We start from the raw sequence: 12,632 nt of genomic DNA on the forward strand, positions 1-12,632 counted from the left end.
CGCTTCCGTGGGCGTGGTCCGGGTGCTTGGCTGGTGCCATGAGCAAGCACGGAACCATGGCCACCGACCGACCCGAGCGCTACGCCAAGCAGCTGGCCGGGCACTGGTCGGCGAAGGCGACCGTGACCGAGGACGGAGACGTCCGCACCCTCGTGATGGGTGGCGGCCAGACCGTCGTGCTGCGTCCGGTGGCGGGTGCCCTGGAGATCGAGGCGAGCGTGCCCGAGGACGGCGACGTCGACCGCTGGGCGCAGGTCGTCGCCGACCACCTCCAGCGCTTCGGCCAGCGCGACGAGCTCGAGGTCGTCTGGGCCTGACGCCCCTGCCGACAACCGGAGGGCCGTCGGCTGCGTCTCAGACGCATGCCAGCCCGCCGCATCCTCACCCTGGGCACGATCTCGCTGCTCGTGCCACTCGCCCTCCTCAGCACGCCCAGCGCCGGATCGGCCGACGACACCGGCGAGCCGGTGGTCCCGAGCGAGTCGGCCCACTCGGCGCACGGCCAGCGGATCCGGGTGCAGGCCTTGCCGCAGATCGTGCAGCAGGGGCGTGAGGTCGCCGGCCCCGACGACGCGTCCACTGCCGTCGTGGCCACCATCAAGCCGGTGCGCCCCGGCCGCCGGGTCTGGCTCCAGGTGCAGCACGGCGACACGTGGGCGTCGGTCGCCCGGACCCGGCAGGACCGTCGTGGCCGGGCCGAGTTCGCCGCGGCGGCACGCGTCGACGGACGGGCAGCGACGTACCGCGTCCGGGCGTTCGCGGCCGGCCGCCTCCCGGCCCTGACCAGCGATCCGGTCAGCACTGCGCGCTGGCTCGACGCCACGTTCACCGACGAGTTCTCCGGCACCGAGCTGCGGCCGGTGTGGAACCACCGCGGCCGCGACTACGCCCACGGCAGCCGCCGCTCGTGCACGAAGGGCGACCCGCGCGCGGTCCGCGTCGGGGGAGGCGCACTGAGGCTGAGCGTGCTCGAGGACCCCGACGCCACCAAGCGCTGCCGGGTCAAGGGACGCGACGCGGTGCCGGGCCGCTTCGCCTACCGGCTCAACGGACACGTCGGGACGGAGGGCGAGTTCTCCTTCCGGTACGGCGTCGCCGCGGCACGCGTGAAGTTCCAGCGGCTCCGCGGCCAGCACGGCGCCTTCTGGCTGCAGGCGCCCGGCGGGGTCTACCCCGGCGCGACCGGCACGGAGATCGACGTCGTGGAGTACTTCGGCGACCACCACCCGCAGGGCGGGCTGGCCACCTTCATGCACCGCTACGAGGGGCGCCGCAAGGTCACCACCGGCGGCTGGATCCCCGAACAGGCGTCGTACCTCGCGAACCGGCAGGACGGCTGGTCGAAGGGCTACCACGTCTTCTCGGTCGAGTGGACGCCACGCCTGCTCGTCTTCCGCATCGACGGACGGGAGACCGGCCGGATGCGCCAGGGCGTCTCGGCCGTGCGCCAGTTCCCGATCCTGAGCCTGATCGCCGCCAACTACGAGATCCCGAAGATCAAGGAGAAGCGGCTGCCCCAGCACATGTACGTCGACTGGGTCCGGGTCTGGGAGACCGGGACCTAGGACCCTCCACGAGCGGCAGGTCGGCCCTGCCCCGCGCCGCCGGCGCCGACCCATGCTGGACGGAGTCGAGGCGGGAGGAGGCGGCCATGATCCCGGGTGGTGCGGCGGAGAGGCGGCGGAGGTCGCCGCGTCCGGCGATGACGTTCCTCGGTGCGGTCGGCACCGTCACCGGCAGCCGGTTCCTGCTCGAGGGGCCGCAGACGCGCGCGCTCGTCGACGCCGGGCTCTACCAGGGACTCGCGGTCCACCGGCGGCGCAACTGGGACCCGTTCCCCGCCGACCCCGCCGGGCTCGACCACGTCCTGCTGACCCACGCCCACCTCGACCACATCGGCTACCTCCCGCGACTGGTCAAGGACGGCTTCCGCGGCCCGGTGACCTGCACCCGCGAGACCGCCGAGCTCGCCGCCATCGTGCTGCGCGACAGCGCCCACCTGCAGGAGGAGGACGCGAGGTACGCCAACCTCGCCGGCTTCTCCCGGCACGACCCCGCGCTCCCGCTCTACGACTCCCGGGACGTCGAGCGCGCGCTCGGCCTCCTGTCGCCGACGTCGTACGACACCCGGGTGGCGGTGGGTCCCGACACCGACGCCGTGCTGCGTCCCGCGGGCCACATCCTCGGGTCGGCGACGGTCGAGGTGCGGATGGGCGAGCACCGGGTGGTCTTCAGCGGCGACCTCGGCCGCGGGCACCACCCGCTCCTGCAACCACCGGCCGACCCGCCACCCGCCGACACGATCGTGGTCGAGTCGACGTACGGCGACCGGACCCACCCGCCCGCCGACCCGCAGGTGCTCGCCGACGCGATCACCCGCACCGTCGAGCGCGGCGGCAGCGTGCTGGTCCCGGCGTTCGCGGTCGACCGCACCGAGCTGGTGCTGCTGGAGATCCGCCGGCTGATGGACCAGGGGCTGGTCCCCGAGGTGCCGGTGCACGTCGACAGCCCGATGGCGCTGGCGAGCCTCGACGTCTACCGCGACGCGGCCGCACGGGGCGGCAGCCAGCTCCGCGACAGCGCGCGCACGCTGATGGCCGCGCTCGACGGGCGCAACGTCCACGCGGTCCGTGACGTGGCCGGCTCCGAGCGGCTCAACAACCCGTCCAGCCCCTGCATCGTCATCTCCGCCTCGGGCATGGCGAGCGGCGGACGCGTCGTCCACCACCTCGCCCAGCAGCTGCCCGAGCGCCGCAACTGCGTGGTGCTCACCGGCTACCAGGCCGAGGGCACCCGCGGGCGCCAGCTCGCCGACGGGGCGCGCCAGGTGAAGATCCACGGGCGCTACGTCCCGGTCCGCGCCGAGGTCGTCGACGTGCCGGACTTCTCCGTGCACTCCGACGCCGAGGAGACCCTCCAGTGGCTCGGACGCGCCCCGCAGCCCCCGCGCACCGTGTACGTCGTCCACGGCGAGCCGCGATCGGCCGAGGCCCTCGCGGGTCGCATTGCCGACGAGCTCGGCTGGACCGCCGTCGTGCCGTCGTACGGCGAGCGGGTGCTGCTCGACTGACCTCCGGGCACTTGGTCCTGCCGGCCGGGTCCGTCAGGCCCTGCCCTGCCGGCCCTGCGAGGACGAGGGTGGAGGTGAAGGAACCCCGCGGAGGAGGTCGGACGATGTCGAGCAGGAACCACGACGTGGTCGTGGGCGTGGACGGGACGCCCGCCAGCGCCAACGCGATCCGCTACGCCAGGGCCGAGGCCGCCCGCAACGGCGGCGCCGTCGACGTCGTGCACGTCGTGCCCGACGTCCCGGCCCTGAGCGGCTTCCAGCCGGTGCCGCCCGACGAGCTCATGGCCGCCGGACGGGCCGCGCTGGAGGCCTCCCTCGCGCTGGCCGGGCCGCCCCCGAGGCGCGTCGAGGAGAGGTCGCACCTGCGGCGCGGGCACGTGGTCCCGCTGCTGACCGAGGCCGGGCGCACTGCGCGGGCCGTGGTGCTGGGCAGCGACCGCCGACCGGTGTCGATGCGGTTGCTGACCGGCAACGTCTCCACCGGCGTCTCCGCCCGCTCGACCGTCCCCGTCGTGTCCGTGCCCGAGACGTGGTCCGTCGACCGGGACACCCGCGTGGTGGTCGTCGGCGTCAAGCATCCCGAGCACGCGGGCGCGCTCCTGACCGAGGCGTTCGAGGTGGCGCGGGAGCGCCGCAGCCGCCTCGTCGTGCTGCACGCCTGGCGGCTCCCCATCGCCTACGACGACCTGCTCGCCGGCGACCCCGGCACCGTGCAGGACTGGGCGGGTCGAGCGGTGCGCGAGCTCGAGGACGCCATCGCCCCGTGGCGCTCGAGCCATCCCGACGTCGACGTCGAGCTCCGGTGCGTGCACGACCAGGCCGCCCATGCGCTGGTCACTGCCTCGGAGGAGGCGGACGAGCTCCTGCTGGTGCGCCGGTCCCACGGCCTCCCGGCGGCCGCCCACCTCGGCTCGACCGCACGCGCGGTCCTGCTCTACGCCCACTGCCCGATCCGGGTCGTGCCCGCCGTCCACGTGCCGGTGCTGCTCGACCTCGACCTCGAGGCAGCCGGGGCCCCGCTCGAACGGGCGAGCTCGTGATCGTCGCGAAGGAGGACACCATGGACACCACGGACACCACCGCCGAGCCGGTCACGGGCCCGGTCGTCGTCGGGGTCACCGGTCCCGGCCGGGAGCAGGCCGCGCTGCGCTTCGCCGCCGAGCTCGCGCGCCGCGACGGGTCGCCGATCCTGCTCGTCCACGCCGTCCACCAGCCCTACCCGGCGCCGCCGCCCAGCGTGCTGCTGGCCCGGGAGGCAGCCGTCGACGTGGGCCCCTGGGTCGTGCAGGAGGTGGGTCGCGAGCTCAAGGAGCTGACGGACGGCGCGGTCGAGGCCCGCGGCGTCTGGCGGGAGGGACCTCCGGCCCGGGTGCTCGCCGAGATGAGCGTCGGCGCGCGGCTCGTCGTCGTACAGCACCGGGGGGCGCACGGCCTGCGCCGCCTGTTCACCGGGTCGACGGTGACGGGCCTCGCAGCCCATGCGGCCTGCCCGGTCGTCTCCGTGCCCCCGGACTGGCGGCCGGGGGTGACGAACGACGAGGTCGTCGTCGGCGTGCACGAGGAGGGCGGTCCGCGCGAGGTCCTCGAGGCCGGGTTCACCTGGGCCGAGGCCACCGGGGTCGCCCTGCGCGTGGTCCACGCCTGGCGCCTCGACGCGGTGTACGACGACATCATCACGCAGCGGGTCGCCACCGAGTGGCGCGAGGAGCAGAAGCGCGTCCTCGCCGAGGTGGTGGCCGGGTTGGAGTCCCCCCACCCGGGCGTGCGCGTCGTGCTCGAGGTGCGCCACCAGTGGCCCAGCGACGTTCTGGTCGACGACTCCCGTGCCGCCTCGCTCGTCGTCGTCGGACGCCACGGACCACGCTCCTGGGCGCCGCACCACGTCGGCTCGATCGCCCGCACGGTCCTGCGCGAGGCGAGCAGCCCCGTGATGGTGGTGCCGGTCGGCTGAGGCCTACCGGAAGTCGCGCGACGACGCCCGGGCCTGGAGCACGGCCCCGGCACCGGGCACGACGACGTCGATGCCCTCCACCCGGTCGGCGATCAGGTTGGTCACGCCCTCGTTGCGCTCGAGCCTGCCCCGGATGACGACCGCGACCTTGTTGCGCGCGGCCTGGCGGTGCGCCTTCATGACGCCGACCGAGCAGACGACGTTGAGCATGCCGGTCTCGTCCTCGAGGTTGAGGAAGGTGACACCCATGGCGGTGCCGGGTCGCTGCCGGTGGGTGATCAGCCCGCCGACGTGCACGCGTCGACCCCCTTCGGTGTCGGCCAGGTCGGCGATCGACCGCACACCCGCACGACGCAGGTCGTCGCGGAGGTGCTCGACGGGATGGCGCTCGGGCGAGATGCCGGTGGCCCAGAGGTCGGCCAGCGTGAGCTCCGGTCCGCTCATGCCGGGCAGGGTGGGCGCGGCCGGGGCCGGCGTCGTGCCCGCGAGGTGTCCCGCACCCTCGGCGAAGCCTGCGGCCCAGAGCGCCTCGCGCCGGTCGAGACCCCACGCGTCGAACGCGCCCGCCGTCGCCAGCGCCTCCAGCTGCGCGGTCGTCAGGTCGGCGCGTCGCGACAGGTCGGTCACCCCGGTGAAGGCGGCCTCGTCGCGAGCGGCCACGATGCGGCGCGCCACCTCGAGCCCGATGCCGCGCACCGAGTCGAGCCCGAGGCGTACGGCGAGGGCGGTGTCGCGACGGTGGGCCGGAACCGGGTCGGGGGTGCCCGGCACCCACTCGGCCCGGTCGAAGCGCGGCCGGCAGCACTCATCCGGGCCGGTGGCCCGCACCGGGCCGACGACGACAGGTTCGAGGTCGGCCTGCGCGGCCGACCGCGTGACATCGGGACGGCGTACGTCGACGCCGTGACGCCGCGCGTCGCCGACCAGGGACTGTGGGGAGTAGAACCCCATCGGCTGGTTGCGCAGCAGCCCGGCCAGGAACGCCGCGGGGTAGTGCAGCTTGAACCACGACGAGGCGTAGACCAGCAGCGCGAAGGAGAGTGCGTGCGACTCGGCGAACCCGAAGTTCGCGAAGGACAGGATCTTCACGTAGATCGAGTCGGCGAGCTCGCCGGTGATGCCGCGCTTCGCCATGCCGGCGTAGAGCTTGGCCTTCACCGACTCGATCCGCTCGACCCCGCGCTTGGACCCCATCGCCCGGCGCAGCAGGTCGGCGTCGTCGCGGCTGCAGTCGCCGAGGGTCACTGCCATCGCCATCAGCTGTTCCTGGAAGAGCGGCACACCCTTGGTGCGCTCGAGCACGGGGACGAGCTCGGGGTGGTCGTAGGCGACCTCCTCCTGCCCGGTCGCCCGGCGGACGTAGGGGTGCACGGCGCCACCTTGGATCGGGCCGGGGCGGATCAGCGCGATCTCGATGGCGAGGTCGTAGAACTCGCGCGGGCGCAGTCGCGGCAGGGTGCCGATCTGGGCGCGGCTCTCGACCTGGAAGACGCCGATCGAGTCCGCTCGGCACAGCATGTCGTAGACCGCCGGCTCCTCCTTGGGCATGGTCGCGAGATCCCACCGCTCGCCGAGGTGGTCGCCGGCCAGCCGCATCATGTGGTCGAGCGCGCCGAGCATGCCGAGCCCGAGCAGGTCGAACTTCACGAGCCCCATCGACTCACAGGCGTCCTTGTCCCACTGGAGCACGGTGCGCTTGTCCATGCGGGCGCGCTCGATGGGGCAGACCTCGCCGATCGGCCGCTCGGTCAGCACCATCCCGCCGGAGTGGATGCCGAGGTGGCGGGGCGCGCCGAGCATCTCCTGGGCGAGCGCCACCACGGGGGTGGGGATGTCGTGGGCGTCCGGGTCGCCCTGGTCGCCGGCCACCACCGACGACCACCCGTCGACCTGCTTGGACCAGGCGTCCTGCTGGCCGGGGGAGAAGCCGAGCGCCTTGGCGGCGTCGCGCACCGCCATCCGCGGCCGGTAGCCGATGACGTTGGCGACCTGGGCGGCGTTGCGGCGGCCGTAGGTGTCGTAGACCCACTGGATGACCTCCTCGCGGCGGTCGGAGTCGAAGTCGACGTCGATGTCGGGCTCCTCGTCGCGGTGTGCGGAGATGAAGCGCTCGAAGGGCAGCTTGTAGAAGACGGCGTCGACGGCGGTGATGCCGAGGGCGTAGCAGACCGCGGAGCTCGCGGCCGACCCGCGACCCTGGCAGAGGATCCGACGGCCACGCGCGAAGGCGACGATGTCGTGCACGATCACGAAGTAGCCGGCGAAGTCCTTCTCGGCGATGACCCGCAGCTCGTGCTCGAGGCGCTCGCGGGCCTCGGCCTCGTGGGGCACGCCGGCGTACCTCTCGGCGAAGCCGCGCTCCGCGAGCACCCGCAGCCACGAGTCGGCGGTGTGCCCGTCGGGGATCTGCCGCTTGGGCAGCGCGGGGGAGGCCTTCGTGAGGTCGAAGGCCAGCTCGTCGGCCAGGGTGACGCTGCGCGCCACCGCGTGGGGGTACGACGACAGCGCGGAGGCGGTCTCGACGCCACTGCGCAGGTGGGCCGAGCCCGACAGGTCGAGCCAGCCGTCGAGGTCGGTGAGGCTGCGCCGGGCGCGCACGGCGGCCATCGCCGAGGCGAGCCGGTGGCGCTGCGGGGTGGCGTGGTGGACGTTGCCGGCCGCGACGAGGTCGAGCCCGTGGACCGCGGCCAGCCCGGCGAGGGCTGCGTTGGTCGGGTCAGCACCGGGGCGCGGGGAGAGTTCGACCAGGACGTGCTCGAGCCCGAAGAGCGAGGTCAGCCGGTCGAGCGCCTCGGCAGCCGCAGCCTCGCCACCGTGCGCCAGCGCCTGCCGGACCGTGCCCTTGCGGCACCCGGTGAGCACCACCCAGTGGCCGCGCCCCTGCTCGCCGAGCTCGTCGAGGTCGTAGACCGGGCGCCCCTTCTCGTCGCCACGGAGGTGGGCCTCGGTCATTGCGGCGGCGAGCCGGTGGTAGCCCTCGACACCGCGCGCGAGCACCAGCAGGTGGCTGCCCTCCGGGTCGGGCACGCCGTTCTGCGGGCCGGTGAGCCCGAGCGAGAGCTCGGCACCGAAGACCGTCGGCAGGTCGTAGGCCGCCGCTGCCTCGGCCAGCATCGGCGCGCCGTAGAACCCGTCGTGGTCGGTGATCGCCAGCGCGTGCAGGCCGAGCCGGACGGCCTCCTCCACCAGCTCGGCGGGCGAGCTCGCGCCGTCGAGGAAGCTGAAGTGGCTGTGGCAGTGCAGCTCGGCGTAGGGCGTGACGGTGGCCGGGCGCTCGATCGTCCGGGCTTCCCTCGAGGCGTGCTTGCGCCGCGACACCGGCGCGTCGTCGGCTCCCGGAAGCCCGCTGAGCCGGCGCTCGAGCTCCTTCCAGTGCATGGCCGGGTTGTTCCAGCCCATTTACATGGCACCTCCGCCCCATAGGTGGTCGAGTAGCCGAGCGAGGCACGAGCGAGGCGTATCGAGACCCTCAGTCATAGCCGGCCTCCAGCGACCAGCCCTCCGGGGCGCAGACCAGGAGCCAGGCGCGGCCGTCGGCGCCGACCACCTGGAAGCGGGCGCTCGGCCCGGACCCGCCGGACCACCAGCCCTCGTCGGTGGGCCACGGCCCGGCCCACGCAGTGACGGGCTGCCAGGGCATGCCCTGCCCAGCGCTGGCGCCGCCGACCCGGAACCGCCGTGGCTCGCCGGTCACGACGCCCCGGTCGGTGACCCGCACGTCGCGGCCCGCGTCGTCGACGACCTCGGCCGCCGGCGGCGTCGCGAAGACCCGTACCGGTGCCGGCCCCGGGACCCGTCCCGGCCACGGTCGGTCGACGGGACGCAGGTCGACGGCTCGCTCGCCCCACGGAACCAGCGACTGCCGGGCCGCCGGGCTCCGGCCGCCCTGCAGCACCGGGCGTCGTACGGCATCGAAGCCGACCATGCCCTGCACCCGGGCCACGCCCCGCTCGACGAGGTCGTCGGACGCGGTGCCCCACAGCGCCTCGCCGTGGGCGGCCGCCGGCTCGACCACCTCGGGCACGAACCTGACCAGCTCGATGGGAGCCCGCACGGCTCCGGAGTCCTTGCGTCCGCGGAGCGCGCCGCCCACCTCGGCCGACTGGAGCTGCCAGTGCACCCGGTCGACCAGGTCGCGCGCGGTGAAGTGGCGTGGGTGGAGCCAGGTGCGCGCCGAGCAGACGACGCCGTCGGACTCCGCCTCGACCCGGACTCCGGTCGCGACGAGCTGGTGGTGGGCGAGCTGGGCGACGAAGCGCTCGGCGGTGGTGCGCACGCTGAACGTGATCGCCTCGACCGAGTCGAGCGGCGGCTCGAAGGGCACCTCGGCGAAGAGCTCCGGGGGAGGCGTGCGGGCCGCGAACAGCGCCCGGTCCTCCCCGCGCGCCCGTCGCCGGACGGAGGCACCGTGGGCGCCCAGCCGGTGCTCCACGGCGTCGCCGGGCAGGTCGGCCAGGTCGCCGAGCGTGCGCAGTCCGAGCCGCTGCAGCAGGCTGACCAGCTCGCGTCCCCTCGGCCCGTCGTCCTGGAGGACGTGCACCGGGAGGCCGCGCAGGAAGGACGCGGAGCCCCCGTCGGGCACGACCACCCACGACTGGACATCGGCCGTGCGGGCGGCCTGCTCGGCGGTGAAGAGGTCGTCGGCGATCCCGACCCGCACGTCCCACACGCCGCTCTCAACCAGGGCCTGGCAGGCCACGGCTGCCGCCTTGTCCTCGGAGCCGTACCAGCTGCCCGGAGCGCGTACGGCGAGCAATCCGGGCCGCAGCGCCGCCACCCCCGGGCGCAGGTCCTCGATCACGGCGAGCACCGGCTCGAAGGCCCGGGCGTCGCGGTCAGGGTTGGCGGGGAGGAGCAGCAGCTCGGGGCACTTCGACTGCGCGTCGCGCCGGCGCTGCCCGCGGCGCACGCCCTCGGTGCGCGCCGGGCCGTTGCACACCTCGACGATGTTGGCCGACAGGACGGCGGCGGGGGAGCGGCGGGACCGGTCGGCCTCGTCGAGGGCGGCGACCACCGACCAGTCGGGGCACCAGACGACCATGACCCTCATCCCGCCCTGCCATCGACTCGCCGCCGGATCTCGCGCACCCCCTGCTCGGCCCGAGGCTCGACCCGGTGGACCCCGGGCCAGGTGAGGTCGGCGCGCACCGGCGGCCGCGCCCCACGTCGTACGACGACACGCGCGCGACGCTCGACGAGCGCGCCGGCGCCGGCGACGGGGCCGCTCCATGCCGAGTCCTCGAGAGTCAGCCTGGCCTCGGCCCGCGGCCAGTCGCCGTGCACGACCAGCACCGCCGAGCGGGTGCGCAGCCGGGAGTCGAGCAGACCGGCCGTCCGCTCGGAGACCGAGGCCGGCGGACGCAGCACCACCACGCGCAGCACGTCGACGAGCGCGGCCGTCACCTCCAGCCAGTGCTCTCCCGGGTCGGGGACCAGCACGGTGCGGGACAGCTCGATCCCCAGCTCGGCGGCGGCCTCGGCCCCGAAGTCGGCACACCCTGCGAAGCCGACCCACTCGCCGGAGCGGGACGCGCCGGCGGCCAGCGCGAGGGCGAGCGAGGCCGAGTCGACGGCATAGGTCGACCCGGCACGCATCGGCACGACGTCGGCCAGGCCGGGCAGCGTGGGCACGGGCTCGCCGGCCGTCTTGTGCTCCATCGCGGCCACGCGCTCGCGGAGCTGCTCGAGGACCGATCGCGCCGGGTCGAGCGCGGCGATCGATCGGCTGGAGGACATGTCCCCATGATCGAACAGGTGTTCGAACGAGTCAAGCGGAACGGCAGGGCTCGCACATTCGACCACAACCACAGAGGGCTGGGGCGCGTCTGTAGTGACGGATGGGAATGGTGCCTATGCTGACTCTGCGAAATCGCGTCGATGTGGGGGTTGGGTCGTGTCGAAGTTCTCGAGGCTCGTGGGGAGCCTCTGTCTCGTGCTGGTCGCCTCGATGGTGGCCGCAGGTCCGGGCGCCGCGTCGTCCGACGGTTCCTCCGGCGCCGACCAGGGCAGCGCCGCGGTCGCGGCCCACGCCAAGCCCAAGCCCAAGAAGTGGAAGGCCCCCAAGGGGCCGTACTTCAACGACCCGCACCTGAGGAAGGGCTGGTTCAACATCGAGCGACGGGTCGTCGACACGATCCGGCACACCCCCAAGGGCTCCACCATCCGGATCGCGATCTACTCGCTCGACCGGATGCCCGTGGCCAAGGCGCTGGTCGAGGCCCACCGGCGCGGCGTGAAGGTGCAGATGCTCCTCAACGACCACTGGGAGAACCGCGCGATGAAGGTGATCCGCGCGGAGATCGGCAAGAACCGCCGCAAGGACAGCTTCATCTACAAGTGCAAGGCCAGCTGCCGCGGCGCGAAGAACGAGTTCAACAACCTGCACTCGAAGTTCTACCTGTTCTCCCAGGCCGGCAAGGCCCAGGACCTGATCGCGGTCGGCTCGGCCAACATGACTCTCAATGCTGACCGCCACCAGTGGAACGACCTCCACTTCAGCGACGGCAACCACGTGCTGTTCCGCCAGTTCGTGTCGCTCTTCAACGACATGAAGAAGGACTACTCCACCCGCCAGCCGCCGATGTACTTCTGCGGCACGCCGGTGACCGGCGTCTGCGACGACTCCGTGGACAAGAACACGACGTGGGTCTTCCCGAAGAACTCCGGACCCAAGAACGACCTCGTGATCGACCTGCTCAACAAGGTGCAGTGCCTCACGCCCGACGGCAACGGCGGCCAGACCCGCACCCATCTGGCCCTCTCCATGCACACCATGCGCGGCGCCCGCGGTGACTACCTCGCGGCCGCGATCCGCCGGAAGTACGCCGAGGGCTGCGACTTCCGCGTCAGCTACGGCCTGATCGGCTTCCACACCAAGGGTGTGCTCGGTGCCCCGACCAGGCGAGGCCGCATCCCGTTGCGCTCGACCGGTCTGGACTACAACACCGACGACAACTTCGACCTCAACAACGACGGCATCGACGACCTGATCCTCGACTACTACACGCACCAGAAGTACCTCGTCATCCAGGGCACCTACAACGGCGTGCCCGACACGAGCATGGTGCTCACCGGCTCCGTGAACTGGTCGAGCCTCAGCACCGCCAACGACGAGGTCTGGTTCACCGTCCGCGGCGCGCGGGTGGCGAAGAAGTACCTCAAGAACTTCAACTACCAGTGGAACAGCCCGCGAAACTCGCGCAACGCCTACACCACGACGTACGCCAACTTCCGCGTCGCGCGCTGGGTGGAGGGTCCCGACGGCACCCGCCGCAAGGTGTGGCGGACCGTGCGCCGCAAGGTGACCACGGTCGAGCCCGACCACATGCTCAAGGGCCCCTACTGGGAGAACGACTGACGGTCAGGCCAGGCGCACGCGCCGCCAGTTGGCGCGGGCGAGCAGCCCGGAGACCACCGCCGCCAGCCCGAGGGCGACGACGAGGGCCCACTCCAGGGCGCCGCTGCCGTTGTCGGGGTCGACCCCGAACAAGAACTCGATCCACTCCCGCGAGATCAGGGTCACGACCATCAGCACGAGGCAGGCGCCGCTGAGCACGGCCTCCACCCAGAACCTGACCAGCACTCGTCCCATGGTGTGTCCCTTCGTTGGTG

At 73.3% G+C, this 12,632-nt stretch carries 10 protein-coding genes; 6 read left to right on the forward strand and 4 right to left on the reverse strand.

The window, feature by feature from the left end:
• The first annotated feature begins 38 nt into the window (after positions 1-38).
• The 5 genes from J2X46_RS20545 (at position 39) to J2X46_RS20565 (ending at position 5,021) form a co-directional block, all read left to right on the forward strand.
• Positions 39-317 (forward strand): DUF2218 domain-containing protein, encoded by a 279-nt coding sequence (locus J2X46_RS20545; protein WP_310253870.1) that lies wholly within the window; start codon positions 39-41, stop codon positions 315-317.
• A 45-nt stretch (positions 318-362) separates the two neighbouring features.
• Positions 363-1,565: a glycoside hydrolase family 16 protein gene (locus J2X46_RS20550; protein WP_310253872.1), complete on the forward strand. Its 1,203-nt coding sequence runs from the start codon at positions 363-365 to the stop codon at positions 1,563-1,565.
• Positions 1,566-1,702: 137 nt separating this feature from the next.
• On the forward strand, positions 1,703-3,070 hold the full coding sequence (locus J2X46_RS20555; RefSeq protein ID WP_310253873.1) for an MBL fold metallo-hydrolase: 1,368 nt from the start codon (positions 1,703-1,705) through the stop codon (positions 3,068-3,070).
• A 104-nt stretch (positions 3,071-3,174) separates the two neighbouring features.
• Positions 3,175-4,110 (forward strand): universal stress protein, encoded by a 936-nt coding sequence (locus J2X46_RS20560; RefSeq protein ID WP_310253875.1) that lies wholly within the window; start codon positions 3,175-3,177, stop codon positions 4,108-4,110.
• A gap of 20 nt (positions 4,111-4,130) precedes the next feature.
• Positions 4,131-5,021, forward strand: a complete 891-nt coding sequence (locus J2X46_RS20565; RefSeq protein WP_310253876.1) for a universal stress protein — start codon at positions 4,131-4,133, stop codon at positions 5,019-5,021.
• Between the two features lie 3 nt (positions 5,022-5,024).
• Here J2X46_RS20565 and J2X46_RS20570 read toward each other — a convergent pair whose 3' ends face one another.
• The 3 genes from J2X46_RS20570 to J2X46_RS20580 form a co-directional block, all read right to left on the reverse strand.
• Complete coding sequence (locus J2X46_RS20570; protein WP_310253878.1) at positions 5,025-8,420, reverse strand: error-prone DNA polymerase; 3,396 nt, start codon at positions 8,418-8,420, stop codon at positions 5,025-5,027.
• Between the two features lie 70 nt (positions 8,421-8,490).
• Entirely contained in the window at positions 8,491-10,071 is a 1,581-nt protein-coding gene (locus J2X46_RS20575) for a DNA polymerase Y family protein (RefSeq protein ID WP_310253880.1), read from the reverse strand.
• The gene (locus J2X46_RS20580) at positions 10,068-10,757 is read right to left on the reverse strand and encodes a hypothetical protein (protein ID WP_310253881.1); all 690 of its coding nucleotides are present in this window, start codon (positions 10,755-10,757) and stop codon (positions 10,068-10,070) included. Before J2X46_RS20580 ends, J2X46_RS20575 begins: the two co-directional genes overlap by 4 nt.
• 157 nt (positions 10,758-10,914) lie before the next feature.
• Here J2X46_RS20580 and J2X46_RS20585 point away from each other — a divergent pair, with 157 nt between their 5' ends.
• On the forward strand, positions 10,915-12,378 hold the full coding sequence (locus tag J2X46_RS20585; protein WP_310253882.1) for a phospholipase D-like domain-containing protein: 1,464 nt from the start codon (positions 10,915-10,917) through the stop codon (positions 12,376-12,378).
• A gap of 3 nt (positions 12,379-12,381) precedes the next feature.
• On the opposite strand, the gene J2X46_RS20590 is transcribed toward J2X46_RS20585, so the two are convergent.
• Complete coding sequence (locus J2X46_RS20590; protein ID WP_310253884.1) at positions 12,382-12,612, reverse strand: hypothetical protein; 231 nt, start codon at positions 12,610-12,612, stop codon at positions 12,382-12,384.
• Positions 12,613-12,632 lie beyond the last annotated feature (20 nt).

This window comes from Nocardioides sp. BE266, assembly GCF_031457855.1.
In the GTDB taxonomy this organism is placed as follows: Bacteria; Actinomycetota; Actinomycetes; order Propionibacteriales; family Nocardioidaceae; genus Nocardioides.